This is a genomic window from Pedobacter sp. KBS0701 (assembly GCF_005938645.2).
Taxonomy (GTDB): Bacteria; Bacteroidota; Bacteroidia; order Sphingobacteriales; family Sphingobacteriaceae; genus Pedobacter.
In genome coordinates, this window is sequence record NZ_CP042171.1 from 4,785,917 (window position 1) to 4,803,527 (window position 17,611).

15 protein-coding genes and 2 tRNA genes are annotated in these 17,611 nt (G+C 38.2%); 12 read left to right on the top strand and 5 right to left on the bottom strand.

Annotation, left to right across the window (positions count from 1 at the left end):
• Positions 1–90: 90 nt before the first annotated feature.
• Positions 91–2,382: a Tex family protein gene (locus tag FFJ24_RS19305; RefSeq protein ID WP_138818808.1), complete on the top strand. Its 2,292-nt coding sequence runs from the start codon at positions 91–93 to the stop codon at positions 2,380–2,382.
• 142 nt (positions 2,383–2,524) lie between these two features.
• Here FFJ24_RS19305 and FFJ24_RS19310 read toward each other — a convergent pair whose 3' ends face one another.
• Both FFJ24_RS19310 and FFJ24_RS19315 read right to left on the bottom strand, forming a co-directional pair.
• Entirely contained in the window at positions 2,525–2,980 is a 456-nt protein-coding gene (locus tag FFJ24_RS19310; protein WP_138818809.1) for a hypothetical protein, read from the bottom strand.
• A gap of 330 nt (positions 2,981–3,310) precedes the next feature.
• Positions 3,311–4,390 (bottom strand): mechanosensitive ion channel family protein, encoded by a 1,080-nt coding sequence (locus FFJ24_RS19315; protein WP_138818810.1) that lies wholly within the window; start codon positions 4,388–4,390, stop codon positions 3,311–3,313.
• A 199-nt stretch (positions 4,391–4,589) separates the two neighbouring features.
• On the opposite strand from FFJ24_RS19315, the gene pnuC reads away from it, so the two are divergent.
• The 11 genes from pnuC (at position 4,590) to frr (ending at position 15,988) form a co-directional block, all read left to right on the top strand.
• Positions 4,590–5,201, top strand: coding sequence for a nicotinamide riboside transporter PnuC (pnuC, locus tag FFJ24_RS19320; protein ID WP_246862658.1), 612 nt, complete (start codon positions 4,590–4,592; stop codon positions 5,199–5,201).
• Positions 5,202–5,291: 90 nt separating this feature from the next.
• Positions 5,292–5,654: an ORF6N domain-containing protein gene (locus FFJ24_RS19325; protein WP_246862659.1), complete on the top strand. Its 363-nt coding sequence runs from the start codon at positions 5,292–5,294 to the stop codon at positions 5,652–5,654.
• A 533-nt stretch (positions 5,655–6,187) separates the two neighbouring features.
• Positions 6,188–6,631 (top strand): 50S ribosomal protein L13, encoded by a 444-nt coding sequence (gene rplM, locus FFJ24_RS19330; protein WP_010602007.1) that lies wholly within the window; start codon positions 6,188–6,190, stop codon positions 6,629–6,631.
• Positions 6,632–6,634: 3 nt separating this feature from the next.
• Positions 6,635–7,021 carry a 30S ribosomal protein S9 gene (gene rpsI / locus FFJ24_RS19335; RefSeq protein WP_055913282.1) on the top strand — a complete coding sequence of 129 codons (387 nt, stop codon included), beginning with the start codon at positions 6,635–6,637 and terminating at the stop codon, positions 7,019–7,021.
• 18 nt (positions 7,022–7,039) lie between these two features.
• Entirely contained in the window at positions 7,040–7,873 is an 834-nt protein-coding gene (gene rpsB, locus FFJ24_RS19340; protein ID WP_057931874.1) for a 30S ribosomal protein S2, read from the top strand.
• Between the two features lie 128 nt (positions 7,874–8,001).
• A complete protein-coding gene (tsf, locus tag FFJ24_RS19345) occupies positions 8,002–8,847 on the top strand; it encodes a translation elongation factor Ts (RefSeq protein ID WP_138818812.1) in 846 nt (281 codons plus the stop codon).
• A 301-nt stretch (positions 8,848–9,148) separates the two neighbouring features.
• Positions 9,149–10,240, top strand: a complete 1,092-nt coding sequence (gene nagA / locus FFJ24_RS19350) for an N-acetylglucosamine-6-phosphate deacetylase (RefSeq protein WP_138818813.1) — start codon at positions 9,149–9,151, stop codon at positions 10,238–10,240.
• Positions 10,241–10,250: 10 nt separating this feature from the next.
• Positions 10,251–11,213, top strand: coding sequence for an MBL fold metallo-hydrolase (locus FFJ24_RS19355; RefSeq protein WP_138818814.1), 963 nt, complete (start codon positions 10,251–10,253; stop codon positions 11,211–11,213).
• A 57-nt stretch (positions 11,214–11,270) separates the two neighbouring features.
• The gene (locus FFJ24_RS19360; RefSeq protein WP_138818815.1) at positions 11,271–14,540 is read left to right on the top strand and encodes a carboxypeptidase regulatory-like domain-containing protein; all 3,270 of its coding nucleotides are present in this window, start codon (positions 11,271–11,273) and stop codon (positions 14,538–14,540) included.
• 140 nt (positions 14,541–14,680) lie between these two features.
• Entirely contained in the window at positions 14,681–15,385 is a 705-nt protein-coding gene (gene pyrH / locus FFJ24_RS19365; RefSeq protein ID WP_138818816.1) for a UMP kinase, read from the top strand.
• A 39-nt stretch (positions 15,386–15,424) separates the two neighbouring features.
• On the top strand, positions 15,425–15,988 hold the full coding sequence (frr, locus tag FFJ24_RS19370; protein ID WP_029279059.1) for a ribosome recycling factor: 564 nt from the start codon (positions 15,425–15,427) through the stop codon (positions 15,986–15,988).
• Positions 15,989–16,046: 58 nt separating this feature from the next.
• Here frr and FFJ24_RS19375 read toward each other — a convergent pair whose 3' ends face one another.
• The 3 genes from FFJ24_RS19375 to FFJ24_RS26185 all read right to left on the bottom strand — a co-directional run bounded on the left by FFJ24_RS19375 (position 16,047) and on the right by FFJ24_RS26185 (position 17,537).
• Positions 16,047–17,060 (bottom strand): LacI family DNA-binding transcriptional regulator, encoded by a 1,014-nt coding sequence (locus FFJ24_RS19375; protein WP_138818817.1) that lies wholly within the window; start codon positions 17,058–17,060, stop codon positions 16,047–16,049.
• A 145-nt stretch (positions 17,061–17,205) separates the two neighbouring features.
• Positions 17,206–17,350: transfer RNA gene (locus tag FFJ24_RS26180), tRNA-Asp, on the bottom strand.
• A gap of 70 nt (positions 17,351–17,420) precedes the next feature.
• Positions 17,421–17,537: transfer RNA gene (locus FFJ24_RS26185), tRNA-Asp, on the bottom strand.
• Positions 17,538–17,611: the final 74 nt, after the last annotated feature.

The window sequence follows — 17,611 nt, forward strand, 5'->3', positions numbered from 1 at the left end:
AATCTTTCAACGGTTTGCAGTGGAAAAATTGATCTTAAAAATCCCGCAAATCCTGATTAGCTTTGCTTCTTTAATTTTTACCCTTAGGATATGTTGACCCACCATAAAATAATTGCAGCCGAATTAAAAGTTGCAGAAAAACAAGTAACCGCAACCGTAAACCTGTTAGATGAAGGTGCAACTGTACCGTTTATCTCGCGTTACCGTAAAGAGGCTACAGGTAGTTTAGATGAAGTTGAAGTAGCCGCTATTCGTGACCGGGTTTTGCAACTACGCGATTTAGACAAGCGCCGGGAAGCGATTTTAAAATCAATGACCGAGCTTGGTAAGTTAACGCCAGAACTGGAAAAAAAGATCAACGATGCAGAAACTATTTCACTTTTAGAGGACATTTATCTGCCGTTTAAACCTAAGCGTAAAACACGTGCATCTGTTGCAAAAGAAAAAGGATTAGAGCCTTTGGCCTTGCAGATATTTGAGCAGAATGCTTTTAACTTAAACGCTGAAGCAGGTAAATTTATCGATGCCAAGAAGGGAGTAAACTCACTTGATGACGCTTTAGCTGGCGCAAGGGATATTATTGCCGAAATGATTTCTGAAAATGCCGAGGCCCGCACCAAAATGCGCACTTATTTTCAGGAAAAAGCTGTTTTTAAATCAGAAGTGATCAAAGGGAAAGAAGAAGAGGGTATTAAATATAAAGATTACTTCGAATGGAGCGAGCCGGTTAAAACAGCTGCATCACACCGTGTTCTGGCCATGCGCCGTGGCGAAAAGGAACTTATTTTAAGATTAGATGCACTTCCACCAGCAGAAGATGCCATTGCTATTTTAGAGAACCAATTTGTTTTAGGCAATAATGCGGCTTCAAAGCAGGTTCAGCAAGCTTTAGAAGATGGTTATAAACGCTTGTTGGAACCAGCAATGGAAACCGAGCTTCGGGTTTTCACCAAACAAAAAGCAGATGAGGAAGCCATCCGGGTTTTTGCCGAAAATGCACGTCAATTATTATTGGCAGCTCCAATGGGACAAAAAAATGTACTGGCTATCGATCCGGGGTTCCGTACTGGCTGTAAAGTCGTTTGTTTAGATAAACAAGGTCAATTGTTAGAGAATACAGCAATTTATCCGCATACCGGACAGGGAAATGTGAAAAACGCTGCATTCACGATCCAACAACTTTGCGAAAAACATAATGTTGAAGCTATAGCCATTGGCAACGGTACTGCAGGAAGAGAAACTGAAGTTTTTGTCCGAGCATTGAATTTACCGCACATCACTATAGTAATGGTTAACGAAAGTGGCGCTTCGATTTATTCAGCATCGGAAGTAGCCAGAGAAGAATTTCCTACACAAGATATTACTGTGCGTGGAGCAGTTTCAATCGGGCGACGTCTAATGGATCCATTGGCCGAATTGGTAAAAATTGACCCAAAATCTATCGGCGTTGGTCAATACCAGCACGATGTTGATCAAAATAAATTACAGGCAAGTTTAGATGATACTGTAATCAGTGCTGTAAATGCTGTTGGAGTGGAATTAAATACGGCATCGAAACAAATTTTAGCTTATGTCTCTGGCCTCGGACCAACACTGGCGCAGAATATTGTAGAGTATAGAAACACCAACGGCGCTTTTAAAAATCGGGCAAGTTTGAAAAAAGTTCCCCGCCTGGGTGATAAAGCTTATGAGCAGGCAGCGGGTTTCTTACGTATTCGCAATGCCGAAAATGTTTTAGATACCAGTGGTGTTCACCCTGAGCGTTATGCCGTTGTAGATCAAATGGCGAAAGATTTAGGCACAACAGTTTCGGCATTAATGAAAGATACGCAATTGCAAAAGCAAATTAAGCCACAACAATACGTTACGGATGAAATCGGTTTACCAACTCTGAATGATATCTTAAAGGAATTGGCTAAACCAGGCCGCGATCCACGTGAGCAATTTGAGGCTTTTAGTTTTACTGATGGTGTAAATGAAATTGCCGATTTAAGAGTAGGCATGAAGTTACCGGGAATTGTAACCAACATCACCAATTTTGGCGCCTTTGTAGATATTGGTGTCCATCAAGATGGTTTGGTGCATACCAGTCAACTGGCAAATCGTTTTGTAGCGAATCCAAACGACATAGTTAAAGTACATCAAAAAGTCGAAGTTACGGTTATGGAAGTTGATGCAGCCCGTAAAAGGATTTCGTTATCTATGAAAGCTGAAGTTAGTCCGAAGCCGGAAGTCCGGAGCCGGGAGCCCAAGGAGCAGAAATCTAAACAGGACTTCAAACCGAATAGCAATAAACAAAACTTCAAGCCGCGTAACGAGCCAAAGGATGCTGATGGGGATTTACAGGAAAAATTGGCAAAGCTAAAAGGGATGTTTAAATAATAATATGCCTTTTATCATTTCGACTGTAGAACTGGATATTAACTTAACCGAATGACAGTTCAAAAGGATTAACTATCATCGGTACTGAGCGGCACAAAACTTGGCCTGTGCCGCTTCAGCGAGGAAATTTAACAATGAGCGATTAATAGTCGAATTGGTGAGTATAATCTTTATTAACATCGACTGTAACACCATCATCATTAGTGATCACTTTGCCATTTATCTCCGCTTTATAGCTGATCTGATAACTGGCATTAAAGTTAATGCACTGCACGCCGGCAGTAATTACATCAACTGGCAATACAGTCTCAATTACATAGGTTTTGGTGCTTCCTGTGAAATCGTCTTTCCCTAAAGAAATAGCAGCTTCATTATTTCTGGTCACTCCATTTACCTTCCAGATGGTTTTAGTGCCTTTAGTATCACCGCCTACAATCACGAACGAAACGTAGTCATCAGACGAGTTCACTCCGTTTGCAGTGATGGTAAACTTTGCGGTTTTACCATTTGCTGCAGGAGTAGTTTCCGAATCTTTTTTACAAGAAAATAATAACGCCAGAACAAGCACAATAGATAATAATTTTGAATTTTTTTTCATAGATTTTTAGTTGTTTTCTTATTACAGGTGCCAAAAAAATGCCAAAACCTATTGCTATAATCAAAACACTAAATTTCAGGTAAATAAAACTACCTACTTTTAGGTAGTTTTAAAATGTTTTGATAACTGCCTGTGCTAAAAATTATCCTGATTATTCTTTCAAATCACGGATTTTAAAAATCAGATAGCGTAAACTTAGCGGGTTTTAAGATGCCTATCTTTACGGCACAAATTCCCTAATCGCAACATCCGGGTGATCAGTTTTCAGAAGTTCTTAAACCAGCTGCTTTTACACAGAAAAAATGACTTACTTGTTTTACATTGTAAAAACTACAAACCAGCAAATTTATCCCGATGTTCTAATCTTGTTTTAGGTAAACTATCAGGATAGTTATTCTGGATGAAAGTGATCATGGCTTCTCTTACATGGCAACGTAAATCAAAAGCCCTGGAGGAATTTGAAGCACTCATCAAAAACCTGATTTCAATCGAACCATCTTTATTGGTGTCAGTCACTTGTACAACATTTACTCTTTTATCCCACAGGGGATTATTATTTAAGAGCCTGGTAAGTTCTTTCCGAAGTGGTTCAATTGGGATGGTATAATCCATATATAAAAAAACCGTTCCAAGCAAATCGGCCGAAACACGCGTCCAATTTTGAAATGGTTTTTCGATAAAATAGGTTATCGGCAAAATTAACCTGCGTTGATCCCATATATTGATAACCACATAAGTTAGGGTTATTTCCTCTACCTTACCCCATTCACCTTCTACAATTAAAACATCATCAATCCTGATCGGCTGCGTAAAGGCAATCTGAAAGCCTGCCAATAAATTCCCAAGCGATTTTTGCGCGGCAAAACCAATGATAATTCCCCCTATCCCAACCCCAGTAAGCAAACCCGCTCCAATTTTGCGCATACTATCAAAACTCAATAAAATAATGGCTGCTGTAATTAAAATGATGAGCGAAACGATAAATTTCCTTACAAACTGCAACTGTGTCCTTATTTTCCGCTCTTTAAGGTTGTTTTCTTTATTCAGATCGTATTTAAGGTAAAAATAATCCTCCAGTACATTTATTAAACGCACCAATATTAATGCGAAAGTAATGGTTAAAGCAATTTCCAATGCTTTAGTAATCGGCAACCTAAATGTGGGCGACATCTCCATCAATGTAAGTGAGAAATTAAGCAATAACAATGGGATAAAAACCGCAACCGGCCTTCTTAAATGTTTAATTGTAGATTTTATAATGATGAAATCCCACCAACGCGAAAGCAGGATAAAAGTTTTGTGGATGATAAATTTGATGATTATACCGAGCAAAACTGCTGCTAAACCAATAATCAGGTTCTTGAAAAATAAAGGAATGGGATAACCGAAAATCTGGTCGATATACTGCATACACGAAATTTGCTGGTTAATAAATACGGCGATAAGCCAATAGATACTCTTATAACAGCTATATTTTGGGATTGTTTGCCAATAGAAAAGCAAGAGCCGCAAATAAATTATTTACATTAGCATCTTGTAGATTTTTTAAAAGAGAAAGATGGATTTTTTCGATGCCCACAGTATTTTTTTCACAGTTCTTGGCTATAAAATGAGCTATTTAGAATTCTTTGCTGTAATTACCGGGATTATTTCCGTTATACTTTCAGCAAAAGCCAGCGTTTGGAGCTGGCCCATGGGTATCGTCAATGTATTCTTATCAGCCTTTCTATATTACCAAAGCCAGCTTTACCCCGATATGTTTTTAATGGTTTTCTTTTTTGTAACCAACATTATGGGTTGGTGGCGATGGACAAATCCAAAACCCGGAGAAGAAGATAAAAATAATGAACTCAAAATCAGTTTTATGCCCCTAAGTCAATTTTTGATCTTATTGGCAATTGGCATTATTGGTACTTTACTGATGGGTACCCTGGCCAGCCAGCTACACAACTGGCTGCCTCTATTATTTAACTTACCCAGCGCATACCCTTTTATTGATTCATTTATTTTTGTAATGAGTGTGATCACCACTTTTCTGATGATTCAGAAAAGAGTGGAATGCTGGATTATCTGGCTGATTATCGATATTGTAGCCACTTATCTTTATTTTCTAAAAGGAATTAAATTTATGGGGGTCGAATATTTCATTTTTACCATTATTGCTGCTTTTGCCTTGCGGCATTGGGTTAAAGAATATAGAAGTTATGCTAAAACTCCATAAAAGGAATTTTAGCATATTGCATATTGATATAAATAATCTATTTTTTTGTATCTTCAATTTAAATCCAAAAATGATATGACAGCTAAATAAGTGCTTCCTATCATCCCTGACAATATTGTAGTTAATAAAATTTACGAGTTAAGAGGTCTAAAAGTGATGCTAGACAGCGATCTGGCAGAGCTTTACGGTGTAGAGACTAAACGCCTTAATGAGCAAGTTGGTAGAAATTCAGATCGATTCCCTGAAGACTTCATGTTTCAACTCACTGATGAAGAGTGGTTAAACTTGAAGTCGCAATTTGCGACTTCAAGTTGGGGAGGAAGAAGAAAACTTCCCTTTGTTTTTACCGAACATGGCATCCTCATGCTTTCAAGTGTATTAAACAGCAAACAAGCCATTCAGGTAAATATTCAGATTGTTAGAATTTTCTCCCGAACACCAATTCATTATTGACAGCGGTGAGCTTAAACTTGAAATCGAAGAAATCAAACAAAAAGTGAGTAATCAGGATAAAAACATCGAATTGGTTTTTACCTATCTGGATAAACTCATTGATAAGAAAATTGGACCAAGAAAAAGGATTGGCTATATGCCTGATGATTTGTAAGAGATAGCATTAATATCTATGCACTTACCCCCTAACCTTTAATAATTGTACTAGCTCTGATTCTTAAACGGGATTGCAGCGATATCCTTTTTTGTTTTTTGCCTTGACAAATTAATAGCACTGGCAAGAAATTTGTCAAAGCTTAAAAAAACAAAAAAGATTTAGCGTAAAGCCCGACTGGAACCACCCCAAGAACTACAGGTTACGCTTTACAAAAAGCAACAATTAGATTGCCACATTGTTGCGCGCTGCGCAATGACGATAATTTAATATCAAAATTTTTCTCTTCAACTATTTGATAATAAAAGTATTCTATCTATCTTTGCAGTCCCAAATTTAATGGGAATAATAAATTGTTTAATAAATTAAATACAAGCAAGTGAATACGTTAAGTTACAAAACTGTCTCGGCCAATGCGAAAACTGTTAACAAACAGTGGATTGTTGTTGATGCGCAAGGCGAGATTTTGGGGCGCTTGTCATCGAAGATCGCTATGATCATCCGTGGTAAAAACAAGCCTGAGTACACCCCACACGTAGATTGCGGCGATAACGTAATTGTTATCAATGCAGACAAGGTTAAATTGACAGGAAACAAATTCAGCGAAAAGCAATATGTTTCTTATACTGGTTATCCAGGTGGTCAACGTTTTATTTCTCCTAAGGAGTTAATGGCGAAACACCCTCAACGTGTAATTGAGAAAGCGGTACGTGGTATGTTACCGAAAACTAAATTGGGTAAAAAATTATACACCAATCTTTTTGTGTATGCTGGTGAAACTCATCCTCATGCAGCTCAATCTCCAAAAACCATTAAACTTTAAGAAATGTCAGTTACTAACACTTCAGGAAGAAGAAAAACAGCTGTTGCACGTATCTACTTAAAAGATGGTGCTGGCGCAATTACCGTTAACGGTAAAGATCACAAAGTATATTTCCCAACTTTACCTTTGCAATATATCGTAAACCAAAGTTTAGAAGTTTCTGAGCTTACTGGTCGTTATGATATCACTGTAAATGTACAAGGTGGTGGAGTAAAAGGACAAGCAGAAGCTGTTCGTTTAGCTATTGCTAAAGCGATTGTTGAACTAGATGCGGAGAAAAAACCTGCATTACGTGCTAAAGGCCTGATGACGCGTGATATGCGTATGGTTGAGCGTAAAAAACCAGGACGTGCTAAAGCCCGTAAGAAATTCCAATTCAGTAAACGTTAATCACAGGAGGCAAGAACAATGGCAAGAACAACTTATCAAGACTTATTGGATGCAGGTGTACACTTTGGTCACCTTACCCGTAAATGGAATCCAAAAATGGCTCCTTACATTTTCATGGAGCGTAATGGAATTCACATTATAGATTTAAATAAAACTTTAACTAAAACTGAAGAAGCTGCGGCTGCGATTAAACAAATCGTAAAATCAGGTCGTAAAGTATTATTTGTTTCAACAAAAAAACAAGCAAAAGGAATCGTAGCTGAACAAGCGAAAAAAGTAAACATGCCTTTCGTAACCGAGCGTTGGTTAGGTGGTATGTTAACTAACTTTGCTACTGTTCGCAAGTCAATCAAAAAGATGTCTAACATCGATAAAATGACTAAAGACGGTACTTATTCAATCTTATCTAAAAAAGAGCGTTTAATGATTCAACGTGAGCGTATTAAATTAGAATCACTTTTAGGTGGTATTGCTGATTTAAACCGTTTACCTGCAGCATTATTCTTAATTGATGTTAAGAAAGAACACATTGCAGTTACTGAAGCGTTAAAATTAAACATCCCTACTTTTGCGATGGTTGATACTAACTCTGATCCTTCTAACATCGACTTCCCTATCCCAGCGAATGATGATGCTACAAAATCAATCTCTTTAATTACTGATGTAATTATCAAAGCTATTGAAGAAGGTTTAGACGAGCGTAAACGCGAAAAAGATGATGAGGCTGAAAAAGAAGCGGTAGCTGCTAAAGCTGCGGCTGATGCTCCGGAAGCAAAAGAGCCAAGACGTAAAAAAGCTGCTGAAGCAGAAGTTGAAGCGTCAGCATCAGAAGAAACTAAAACAGAAGAATAGTAATATTTTTTAATTGCAGGTTACTGGTTTCAGGTTTTAAGTTGGCTTAACATGAGTTTAACTTGGCGCTTGTAACTTGTAACCTGTAATTGTTATAACAAGATTGTAAATTTAAAAAAGGAAATAAAATGTCTACAGTACAAATTACTGCCGCTGATGTAAATAAACTACGCCAACAAACTGGTGCTGGTATGATGGATTGCAAAAAAGCATTATTAGAAGCTAATGGCGATTTCGAAGCTGCTGTTGATTTATTGCGCAAAAAAGGTCAAAAAGTATCTGCCGCTCGTTCTGGTAATGCTACTTCAGAAGGCTTAGTATCAATTGCTGTTTCAGCGGATGGTACAAATGGTAAATTAGTTGCTTTGGCTTGTGAAACTGAACCAGTTTCTAAAGTTGAAGATTTCCGTAACCTGGCTCAGGCTGTTTTAGCTGCAGCAGTTGCCAACAATCCTGCTACCACTGAAGAGTTATCAGCGATCACTTTGGAAGATGGACGTACAGTTGCCGAAACCATAACTGAACTAACCGGAAAAATCGGAGAGAAAATCGTTATTCAGGAATACGCAAATATATCTGGTGAAAAAATCGTTTCTTACATCCACTCTAATGGTAAAATGGGTGTTTTAGTGGTATTTGAAGGCGCTAATGGCGTAGATATTACTGAAGCTGGTAAAGATGTTGCTATGCAGATTGCTGCAATGAACCCAGTTGCTGTTGATAAAGACGGAGTTGATCCGGCTACTATTCAACGTGAAATTGAAATTGCGAAAGACGTTATTCGTCAAGAAGGCAAACCAGAAGAAATGGTTGAGAAAATTGCTGCTGGTAAATTGAACAAATTCTACAAAGACAGTACTTTATTAAATCAGGAGTTTGTAAAAGATAGTTCTGTAGATGTTCGTAAATTCTTAGATAATACTGCTAAAGGATTAACTGTATCTGCTTTCAAACGCGTACAATTAGGTGCATAAGCAAAAGAAAACATATTAAAAAGGCTCCAAGAAATTGGAGCCTTTTTTTTTGCCCAATAATTCTAAAGCATGGCCCTCATCTCTGCTACTACCATTCTGCCCTTCAATAAAAGATGTTTTCATCTCGACTGAAACACAGTAAAAAGGAGAGATCTATGAAGACAAATTTAACCTGGCTGAGCCTGCAACTTCTTCTATTGGGCTGATTTCATTTATTTGGTTATTTCATCTTATTATCCAAATATATAGTCACAATATTTAACTTTAGCCGTATAAGATTAAATTCACTCAAAAGTTTGATATGCCTAAAGTAATTTCCAACACCTCCTATTTTAAGGGCAACGATTTAAAAAAGAATCAAGACATCATCATCGATGGTGATATCATTTCAGCTGTTAAAGGAAGTAGCAATACTGAAAATGGGCGCTTACTTGTTGTACCAGGCTTTATAGATTTACAGATTTATGGAGCAGGCGACAGATTATTTTCTGCCGATCCAACTGTAGAATCATTAATCATAATGGAAGATGACCTGCTTAAAAAAGGAACAACAGGCTTTTTAGCTTGTATGGCAACAAATTCTCCGGAAGTTTTTAATGAGTGTATCAAAGCAGCCAAAGCACATCGATCATCTGCAAAAAATTGCCTTGGGCTACACTTAGAAGGTCCATTTTTGAATCCAAAACGTTTGGGTGCCCATGTGCCTGAATTTGTAAGGAAAGCTTCACTCGATGAAATTAAGAGTCTAATTGATTTTGGTGATGGTGTTATTAAAATGATGACGATAGCCCCAGAAATTCAAGATGATGAAGTTATCCAATATCTATTGGATAACGGCGTGATTGTTTCGCTTGGGCATAGCAACGCAACTTTCGAAGAAGCTACAGCAGCTTATAACAAAGGGATTCAGACTACCACACATCTTTTTAATGCCATGAGTCCGATACACCACCGCGAACCTGGCATACCAACTGCTCTTTTCAGTCATGATAAGGCTATGACCAGTATTATCGTTGACGGGCAACATGTAGATTTTGAAGTGGTTAAATTTGCGCAGAAAATATTGAAAGAGCGTTTATTCCTGATCACTGATGCCGTTACAGCCTGTTCAACCGGTCCTTATCAGCATAGTGAAAAAGGAAACAAATTTGCGATGCCCGATGGTACACTTTCAGGCTCATCGCTAACGATGTTAGAAGCCGTTAAAAACTGTGTATTACACTGTGGCATCAGTTTAAATGATGCAGTTAAAATGGGAACAAGTTATCCTGCAAAATTAATCGGAATCGAAAGCTTAACGGCAAATATCGCAGCTGGCGAGCAGGCAAATTTAGTAGTGCTTGATGATGCACTAAACTTAAAAGAGGTTATTTTTAAAGGTAAAACGGTATAATCAAACCAACATGTTCAAAAGAATTCTTCCAGCGATTATCTTTCTATCCATTTATGCAAGTAATTTGTGGGCGCAGGGAACCGGTTCTGCGTTTACCATCATTCCGCTTGGTGTAAAAGGTGGGGATGATGAGAGCAATTTATCATCGTATATGATAACGCCAAAAGGAAGTGACCAATATGTTTGCCTTGATGCGGGAACCATAAACGCAGGCATCCAAAAAGCAATTGATTTTAAATCTTTAAAAGGCAATAGCGAAGAAATCCAGCGCAAGCAGATTAAAGGTTATCTCATCTCCCATGGTCACCTGGACCATTTAGCTGGCCTGATTATCAATTCGCCGGCAGATACGGCCAAAAACATTTATGGCTTACCCTCTGTCCTCAATATTTTAAGGGATAAATATTTTACATGGGATGCATGGGCCAATTTTGCTAACGAAGGCGAAAAACCACAGCTAAAAAAGTATACCTATTTCCCACTGATTGAAGGCAATACTTATCCGTTAGCGGGCACAGAAATGAAAGTAAAAGCTTTTGAACTGAGCCATGGTAATCCTTATAAAAGTACTGCTTTTCTAATCAGCCATGATGATAGTTATGTACTTTATCTGGGAGATACCGGCGCCGATGAAATTGAAAAATCAGATAAACTGGCCAGCTTATGGCAAAATATAGTACCGCTGATTAATGCGGGCCAGCTAAAAGCTATCTTTATAGAGGTTTCTTTCCCTAACGAACAGCCCGATAAACAATTGTTCGGGCACCTCACACCAAAACTTTTCTTTAGCGAGCTGTCGAAACTTGAAGCTTTAATTAATGAGAAAGCATTTAGGAAAGTTTCTTTTATTGTAACCCATACCAAACCCCCATTTCAGTCTGCAGAAAAAGTAAAACAACAATTGATTTCGGGAAATATAAAAGGTTTAAAATTAATCTTCCCGGAACAAGGTAGGCGCTTAACAATTAATTAATATAAACAGAACATAAGCAGCAGTAAGTCAGTGTATTTTTGTCAAAAAAAAAGACTGATGAAAAGACTTATATTATTAATAACTTTTGTGTTTGCCTTAACCATCTACGGTTTTGCACAAGGGGTAACTACGGCATCATTTATTGGTACGGTTAAAGATCAAAAAGGGGTAATACCCGGTGCAACAGTTACCGCCATACATATTCCTTCGGGCACAAAATACTCAACGCTAACCAGGGCGGACGGAAGGTATAACCTGCCCAATGTACGTGTTGGCGGGCCATATACGATTAAAATTAGTTACGTCGGCTACAACGAACTGGTTAAAGAAAACCTGAACACAACCATTGGGGAAGATTTAAGAGTTGACGCATCGCTTACCGAAACCTCGCAAAACCTGGCCGATGTTGTAGTAAAAGGAACTCAGGACAAGGTCATTAACTCCTCACGTACCGGCGCAAGGGAAACCATTACAAGACAGCAGATTGATAATTTACCAACCATCAGCCGTTCATTATCTGATTTCACCAAATTAACCCCGTCTGCAAACTCTACAACAGTTGGGGGCTTAAGTTTCGGTGGCAGAAGTGGTTCTTACAATAACTTAACGGTTGATGGAGCCTTATTCAACAACTCGTTCGGATTGTCGGGCAGTTTGGGTGGACAGGCGAATTCGCAACCGATTTCGTTAGATGCGATTGAGCAGATCCAGGTAGATATTGCGCCTTATGATGTCCGCCAGGGATCTTTTACTGGCGCGGGTATTAATACCATTGTAAAATCAGGAACAAATAATTTTAAGGGTTCGGCGTATTACTATACCAGGGGAACTGATTTAACCGGATACTCTGCCGGGGTAACCAAAATACCTGTTGTTGATTTTAGCTACAATCAACGTGGTTTAAATATCGGTGGACCGATTATTAAAGACAAATTATTCTTCTTTGTTTCCGGTGAACAGGAAAGGATCAGTACACCTGCAACTTCGTTCGTCGCATCAAGATCAGGTTTATCGGGTGCAAATGTTTCAACAGCAGATGCCGCTACATTAGATCGTTTATCGAACTATTTAATGAGTAAATACAACTATGCAACCGGTCCTTACGAAAATTATCCTTACAAAACACAGAGTGATAAAATCACGGCAAAAATAGATTGGAACATCAATGCAAACAATACCTTAAGTGCAAAATATTTCTACCTGAAATCGAACAGACAGGTTGTTGCCAGTGGCTCGGGTATTCCCGCAGGCTTAAACGGTAGCCGCTCACCTTCTTCAACTTCTATGCCTTATTTTGGTTCTAGTTATACGATCAACAATAACTTTAATATTGGCATTGTGGAGTTAAACACCAGGATTGGCAATAATATGTCAAACAAATTAACATTGGGTTATTCAGCCTTGAGAGATTTCCGCGCTTCAAACGGTGCTGAACTGCCAATGGTTGATATCGGTAATGGAAACGGTGGTATTTTAACCAGTTTTGGTTATGAAGTTTTTACCGCAAACAACCTGTTAAACTCCGACATTTATCAGTTCTCTGATGATTTCTCGATCTATGCCGGTAAACACGAAATCACCATCGGTACCAGCAACCAGTTAAACAAATTCTTGAATGGTTTTGCCCCAAATTATAACGGCTTGTATTATTTTAGAACAGCTGATGATTTTATCAATAACCAGCCCGCGGTAAGTTATTCATACCGCAACTCGGCATTGGCCGATGGATCATTTCCATTCGCAAAAATGTCTTCTTACAACTTAAGCCTATATGCACAGGATAAATATCAGGTGAGTGATAATTTTAAATTAACCTATGGTATCCGTGCCGATTATACTTATTTCCCTACCAAACTGGATCCAAACCCAAATTTGGCTGCTTTAACCTTCCAGAATGGATTGCAGGTAGACATTTCTAAATTCCCGAACAAGAAATTATTGTTCTCGCCACGTGTAGGCTTTAATTATGATGTTTTTGGCGATAAAACTACACAGCTACGTGGTGGAACCGGAATTTTTACTGGTCAGGTGCCTTATGTTTGGATCTCTAACCAGGCCTCTAATACCGGAACATTATTTAGCTCAAGTACCGTTTCTACCACTGGCGATCCACGTTTGATTTTTAATCCGAATGTGAATGCCAACCGTCCTGTACCTGGTACCGCATCAGCCAATACTTCTTATGAGGTAGATGCAGCTTCGAAAGATTTTAAATACCCACAGATCTGGAGAACAAACGTAGCAGTTGACCAAAAATTACCAATGGGCATTATTGCCACTTTAGAAGCATCCTATACTAAAGATATCAATGCCGTAAACTTTTCTAACGCGGCATTACCAAACAATTCAACCGGCTTAAATACTCTTCCTGGTATTGAAGGTCAGCAGCGTTATACCGTAAAATCTACACATACAGGTACTACAGCAGCAAATCCATCGATTTCACCATTTATTTATATGCAGAATACCAAAAAAGGCTATTCTTACTTCATTACAGGTCAGTTGCAAAAATCTTTTTTAAGTGGATTTAATGCAAGTGTAGCTTATACTTACAGTCAATCGAAATCTGTAAACGACGGTGGTTCTACTGCAAGTTCAATCTGGTCGCAAAGGGCAATTGCCGGCGATGCAAATTCGGATGTTTTAGCCAATACCAATTTTATTCAGCCGAACAGGGTTATTGCTTCCTTAAGCTATAAAAAAGAGTATTTTAAACATGCGGCTACCACTATAGGTTTAATCTTCGAATCGGCCAATAACGGCGCATTCAGTTATGTTTCATCTGGCGATATCAATAACGATGGTGGCGCGAACGATTTAGTTTACATTCCACAAAACAAAGGCGATATTACTTTGGTTCCTGATTTTGCTGGCGATACGCGTACCCAGGATCAGATCTGGAACCAGTTGAACGCCTATATTACTCAAGATAGCTATCTTAGTAAACACAGGGGTGAATTTGCAAAGAGAAATGGTGCCATCATGTCGTACTTCAAAAGGGCAGATTTACACATTGCACAAGATTTTTTTGTTGGTCAGAAAGGCAAGAGAAACACGCTTCAGTTTACATTGGATATCATTAACCTTGGGAACCTGTTAAATAGTGATTGGGGCTTATATCAAACACCAAATATCCCATTATCAACTTACAATACCGCTGTATTATTGGCTTATAAAGGTTTAGATGCTACATCAGGGAAGCCTACATATTCATTCCCTTATCAGGATAAGGCCAATTTAACGCCATATACCACAACATACAAAAATATTACTGATCAGATTTCGCGTTGGCAGGCACAATTTGGTGTGCGTTACATTTTTAATTAATTCGCGATCCGTATCTTTTCACAATAAAAGCTCTGTAACAGGAGCTTTTATTGTTTGCCAGGTAAAATCCAATAAACAATTTACATCAATTATTAAAAACGATAGCCCGTAAGTAAAAAATTGTTAATATTTTTGGGGCCATGAAATATAAACGCATCCTACTTAAGCTTAGTGGAGAATCGCTAATGGGCGAAAAACAATACGGTATTGATAATGAACGCGTTAAGCAATACGCTGAAGATATCAAAGCCGTACACGATAAAGGTTTAGAAATCGCAATCGTAATTGGAGGAGGGAATATTTTTAGGGGCTTAAGCGCCGAAAAAAGTGGGATGGACAGAGCACAGGCCGATTATATGGGCATGTTGGCTACAGTAATCAACTCTATGGCCTTACAAGATGCTTTAGAAAAAGTTGGGATTAAAACACGTTTACTTACCGCAATTAAAATGGAGCAGATCTGCGAACCATTTATCCGCAGAAGGGCTGTTCGACATTTAGAAAAAGGCCGTGTGGTTATTTTTGGTGCAGGTACCGGAAACCCATACTTCACAACTGATTCTGCTGCTGCTTTACGAGCTATCGAAATCAAAGCTGATGTTGTTTTAAAAGGAACGCGTGTTGATGGAATTTATACCGCAGATCCTGAAAAAGACCCGTTAGCCACTAAATACGAAGAAATTTCTTTCAGAGAAGTGTACGATAAAGGCCTTAATGTAATGGATATGACAGCCTTTACTCTTTGTGAAGAAAACCAAGTGCCGATTATTGTGTTTGATATGAACAAACATGGCAATTTCATGAAAATCGCTAGTGGCGAACCTATTGGAACCCTGGTTAAATAAGGAATAAAAATTATTATTTTCGTAGAAATACACACAATTATGAACGACCTCATACAATTACAATTAATGGATGCCCAATCTGCAATGGATAGAGCAATCGATCATTGTGAATCTGAATTAACTAAAATCAGAGCTGGTAAAGCATCAGCTGGAATGTTGGATGGTATTTTCGTAGATTATTATGGCGCAGCTACAGCACTATCACAAGTAGCCAGCATTAATACGCCTGATGCCAGAACAATCGTAATCCAACCCTGGGAAAAATCACTTTTAACTGCAATTGAAAAAGCTATTCAGGTAGCTAACATTGGTATCAATCCACAAAATGATGGCATTGTTATCCGCCTGGTTGTACCGCCTTTAACAGAAGAGCGTAGAAAAGACTTAGTGAAAAAAGTGAAGGAGGAAGCCGAAAGAGGCCGAATTACCGTTCGTAACATCCGTAAGGATGCCAATACCAAAATTCAAAAACTGAAAGGTGAAGGTGTTTCTGATGACGAGATTAAAACAGGTGAAGGCGAAGTACAAAAATTAACCGATGCCTATATCATCAAGGTTGACAAACATGCCGAAGCCAAAGAAAAAGATGTAATGACAGTTTAATCTGTTCAATATAAAATCGGAGGGGAATGGACTTAAATCTATTCCCTTTTTTATTGCTTTATTTCTTTGCGCTTGAGCCTCTAACGTTTAAGACGGTAGGTAACGAGACCTGCATGTTTTCGATAGATTTGCCAGCTTTTTTAAGCTTATTCAATAAAATCTTCATCACGTTTTCTGCAATGGCCTCAAGAGGCTGTGCTATAGCCGTAACCGCAGGTTCACAAAATTCCAGGATTTCGAAATCATCAAAAGAAACAACCGCTATATCTTTGTGGATCTGAATACCTAATTTTTTAAAAGTTCTTAAGCCATCCAAGCAGATGTAGTTAGCTGCAAAAACTACCGCATCTAGCTGCTCCTCTTTAAAAAATTTTATCATCTCCTCAATGGAATCGGCAGAGTTTACATATTTGATCTTCTTTACAATTGACGGCAATTTATATTTTCCGACAGCGCTTTCATAACCGGCCAAACGGTCTACCATCTGTTGTTGTAAGGTATCGATGGTTACAAACCCTATTTTTTTGTAATTATTTTTAATGAGGTGCTCAGTAGCTTCGTAGGTGCTGTTTAGATTATCGATTATTACATAATCTGTTTTAACATCTTGTACATACCGATCGAAAAGCACTACGGGAGCATCTGTTTGAATCAATTTTTTAACTTCTTCTTCCAATCCCTCAGGCAAAGCCATAATATAGCCATCAACATGCCTGTCTTTAAAAATCTGCAACAGTTCTATTGCCTTCCCGGTATCGTTTCTGGTACTGCTAAAAAGAATTTTATAACCAAGGCTTGAAGCAATTTCATCAATTCGGCGTGCTATACCAGAGAAAAAAGGTTCAGAAATGTCATCAACCAAGAAACCTATAATTTTTGTTTTGCCTGTTCTTAAACTTGTGGCAAGGGCATTAGGCTGGTAATTTAATTCAGCCACAAGATCTAAAACCTTTTTAGTAAGCGATTCGCTAATGTTTTTCTCTCTGGCTTTTCCATTAATTACAAACGACACGGTTGTAATGGAAATATTTAATTGTTTAGCGATATCTTTAATTGAAATGCGTTTCTTCATCACAGGCATTGAACGAATAAATTTGATTGGTAATATAACAATATTACTATAAATATATGATGGATATGAAAAAACTAGCCTAAAAAGAAAAAGAGCAACCTATCCAGGATTGCTCGATTAACTAACTTATTATTCATAAAAAATGCTGTTGGGGAAGGAGTCGAACCTTCAAGGGGTAGTTAGCTACAGTTCAAAAAATTAATTTGTGGTCAACCCAATAAACTGCGTTTGTCCCATTATTCCCCACCACCGAGACAAGGAGGCGTGTCTGCCAATTTCACCACCCAACATTTTAAAAGTTGACAGTTTTCAATTTCCAATTTTCAGTTTAAACTGCTAACTGTAAATTGTTAACTGAACTGGCTGTAGGGGAAGGAATCGAACCTTCAAGGAGTGGTTAGTACCGAAACCGGTATATTCCCATTATTCTCCGCCACCGAGACAAGGAGGTGTGTCTGCCTGTTTCACCACCCTACATTATGTTATGCAATTTTGAAAGAACGTTTCCTTTTTGTTAATTGCTTGATACAAATGTAAAGGAACAACCAATA

What these genes read in the sequence shown, in the direction of transcription:
- FFJ24_RS19305 (WP_138818808.1), top strand. Translation starts at nt 91, where the DNA reads ATGTTGACCCACCATAAAATAATTGCAGCCGAATTAAAAGTTGCAGAA.
- FFJ24_RS19310 (WP_138818809.1), bottom strand. Translation starts at nt 2,980, where the DNA reads ATGAAAAAAAATTCAAAATTATTATCTATTGTGCTTGTTCTGGCGTTA.
- FFJ24_RS19315 (WP_138818810.1), bottom strand. Translation starts at nt 4,390, where the DNA reads ATGCAGTATATCGACCAGATTTTCGGTTATCCCATTCCTTTATTTTTC.
- pnuC (WP_246862658.1), top strand. Translation starts at nt 4,590, where the DNA reads ATGAGCTATTTAGAATTCTTTGCTGTAATTACCGGGATTATTTCCGTT.
- rpsI (WP_055913282.1), top strand. Translation starts at nt 6,635, where the DNA reads ATGTCAGTTACTAACACTTCAGGAAGAAGAAAAACAGCTGTTGCACGT.
- rpsB (WP_057931874.1), top strand. Translation starts at nt 7,040, where the DNA reads ATGGCAAGAACAACTTATCAAGACTTATTGGATGCAGGTGTACACTTT.
- tsf (WP_138818812.1), top strand. Translation starts at nt 8,002, where the DNA reads ATGTCTACAGTACAAATTACTGCCGCTGATGTAAATAAACTACGCCAA.
- nagA (WP_138818813.1), top strand. Translation starts at nt 9,149, where the DNA reads ATGCCTAAAGTAATTTCCAACACCTCCTATTTTAAGGGCAACGATTTA.
- FFJ24_RS19355 (WP_138818814.1), top strand. Translation starts at nt 10,251, where the DNA reads ATGTTCAAAAGAATTCTTCCAGCGATTATCTTTCTATCCATTTATGCA.
- FFJ24_RS19360 (WP_138818815.1), top strand. Translation starts at nt 11,271, where the DNA reads ATGAAAAGACTTATATTATTAATAACTTTTGTGTTTGCCTTAACCATC.
- pyrH (WP_138818816.1), top strand. Translation starts at nt 14,681, where the DNA reads ATGAAATATAAACGCATCCTACTTAAGCTTAGTGGAGAATCGCTAATG.
- frr (WP_029279059.1), top strand. Translation starts at nt 15,425, where the DNA reads ATGAACGACCTCATACAATTACAATTAATGGATGCCCAATCTGCAATG.
- FFJ24_RS19375 (WP_138818817.1), bottom strand. Translation starts at nt 17,060, where the DNA reads ATGAAGAAACGCATTTCAATTAAAGATATCGCTAAACAATTAAATATT.